Here is a 2503-nt window from a genome sequence, read left to right as displayed (position 1 = left end):
CCCGACGGGACGCCCAATAACGGTGGTCAGGGGGGAATCGGCGGCGGCAGCGGCGGTGGCCATGGACAAGGTGGCGGTGGCGGCGGCGGCCTGGGCGGCGCGATCTTCGTTCAGTATGGCGGCGAGCTCACTGTGGCCGGCCATCTCGACATTTTTAGAAACAGCGTCGCAGGCGGCAACGGCGGAGGAGGAAACGCCTCCCCCGGCCAAGGTATCGGATCGGGCATTCTTTTTCACGGCAACGGGTCATTCACCGTGGCCCCTGGCGCCGGGCAGACCCAGTTGATAAGCGACACCATTGCAGATCAGACCGGGGGCGCTGGCAGCGGCGGCAATTGGGCTATCGTCAAGAACGGGGCCGGCACGACCATTCTCGACGGTGCGACTTCGCTCTCCGGCGGCGGCACCGTCAATGAAGGCGTCCTGGAGATCAACGCTCTGCGCCTGGCGGGCAATATCACAAACAAGGCCTCACTCGTCTTCGCCCAAACAATCGACGGCGCCTATACCGGCAACCTGTCCGGCAGCGGCAGCCTCATCAAGACCGGCACTGGCGATCTCACGCTCTCAGGCACCAACACCTACGCTGGCGGCACCACCGTCAACGGCGGAGCGCTGTTGTTCACCACCGACGCCAGCCTGGGAGCCGCGGGCATCGGCATCAACCTGAACAACGGCACGATCGGAAGCGTGGCCACGGTCCATCCGGGGCCGACCAGCAATCGCCCCGTCACGATCACGGACAAGGGCGGCTTCTCCGTTGCATCGGCTCCACTCACCTGGAGCGGCGTGATCGGCGGAAGCGGCCAGTTGACCAAGTCCGGCGACGGCGACCTGATCCTTTCAGCGGCCAACACCTACGGCGGCGGCACGACCGTGACCGGCGGTGTCCTGCGCTTCACGAATGACGTCAACCTGGGCGCGGCGGGTACGGCAATCACGTTGAATGGCGGCGCGGTCGGAACCACAAAGGACACTCCTGCGGCCACGTCGATCGACCGCAAGATCGTGCTCGCCGGTAACGGCGGCATCGACGTGGCGCTGCATCCCTTCATCTGGAGCGGCAGCATCAGCGGTGGCGGTCGCCTCATCAAGAGCGGCGACGGCGAGTTCGAGCTCACGGGCACCAACACCTATTCCGGCGGCACGCTGGTGCAGCGCGGAACGCTACGGGTCGCTTCCGACGACAAGCTCGGCGCCACGGGTACGGGGCTCACGCTGGAAAACAACGCCGGCCTGCGCGCATCCGAGACCTTCACCAGCACGCGCAACGTCTTACTGGAGGGCGCCGGTGGCGTATTCCTGGTCGACCCCGGCAAGACCCTGACCCTGAATGGGATAGTCGGCGGTTCGGGCAATCTCACCAAGGTCGGCGACGGCACGCTTATTCTCACCGGCGCCAACAGCTATGCCGGCAACATCTTCAACAACGGCGGCGCGGTGCAGGGCAACACCACGAACCTGCGCGGCAACATCATCTTCGACCCCAACGCGAACAATCCGATCGCCAGGTCGATCACCTTCGACCAGGCGACCAACGGCACCTTCGCGGGCAATATCACCGGCCTCGGCAGCCTGACCAAGACCGGCGCCGGCGCGCTGACCTTGGGCGGCAACAACACTTATACCGAGGGCACGACGGTGTCGGCCGGCATCCTGCAGGGCGCAGCCAACAGCCTGCAGGGCCGTATCCTAAACGATGCCGCCGTCATCTTCGACCAGGGTGTCAACGGCACCTATGCCGGCGCAATGACCGGCACCGGCACGCTCACCAAGAACGGCGCCGGTAAGCTCACCCTTACCGGCACCAGCACTGTCGGCGGCGGCACGACCATCAATACCGGCGGCTTAGCCGTCAACGTTCACCTGACCAGCAACGTAACGCTCAACAAGGGCGGCATCCTGAGTGGCGTCGGCAACATCACCGGCAATATTACAAACAACGGCGGCACGATCGAGCCGGGCAACTCCATCGGCAACATCACGATCGACGGCAATCTCACCTGGAACAGCGGCACCTTCGACGTTGAAATTAGTCCCAGCGCCAGCGACCGCATCACCATCGTTGGCGCCGGCCACAAGGCGACGGTACATGCCGGCACCCTCGACGTTGTCCCGTTGCCCGGCATTTACGTGCCTGACACGACGTACACGATCGTCTCGGCGCCGGCCGGCGGCATTGCCACATTTAACGATGTGACCGCCGATTTCGCGTTCCTGCGCCCCGTGCTCAGCTTCGATCTCACCAGCCTCTATCTCTCCCTGATCCTGGCGCCAGATGCCTTCCGCTCGGCCGGCCAGACGTCGAACCAGCGGGCGGTCGGCGGTGTGCTCGATGCCGCTGCAGCCGGCGGTAATTTCGGCGGCATCGTCGGGGCGCTGTCGGGCCTGCCAACAGCGCAGGGGACACCGGCCCTGCAGGCACTCTCCGGCGAGATCGCGGCGGGTGCCATCATAGCCGGCATCGACAGCGCCGATCGGTTCCTGGCCGTGTTCGACGGGC

2 protein-coding genes are annotated in these 2503 nt (G+C 65.4%); one reads left to right on the top strand and one right to left on the bottom strand.

Translation table 11 applies throughout. From position 1 onward, the window contains the following. On the bottom strand, positions 1–237 hold a 237-nt coding region (locus LB545_RS30720), incomplete at its 3' end, for a hypothetical protein (RefSeq protein WP_224706292.1). 45 nt (positions 238–282) lie between these two features. Here LB545_RS30720 and LB545_RS30715 point away from each other — a divergent pair. After that, a partial coding sequence (locus LB545_RS30715; RefSeq protein ID WP_224706291.1) for an autotransporter-associated beta strand repeat-containing protein occupies positions 283–2503 on the top strand: 2221 nt, incomplete at its 3' end.

Origin of the sequence: Mesorhizobium sp. BR1-1-6, from assembly GCF_020165355.1 — a bacterium.
Taxonomy (GTDB): domain Bacteria; phylum Pseudomonadota; class Alphaproteobacteria; order Rhizobiales; family Rhizobiaceae; genus Mesorhizobium.
Note: the sequence above shows the minus strand (reverse complement) of the source record. Positions and strands in the feature narration are given on the sequence as shown.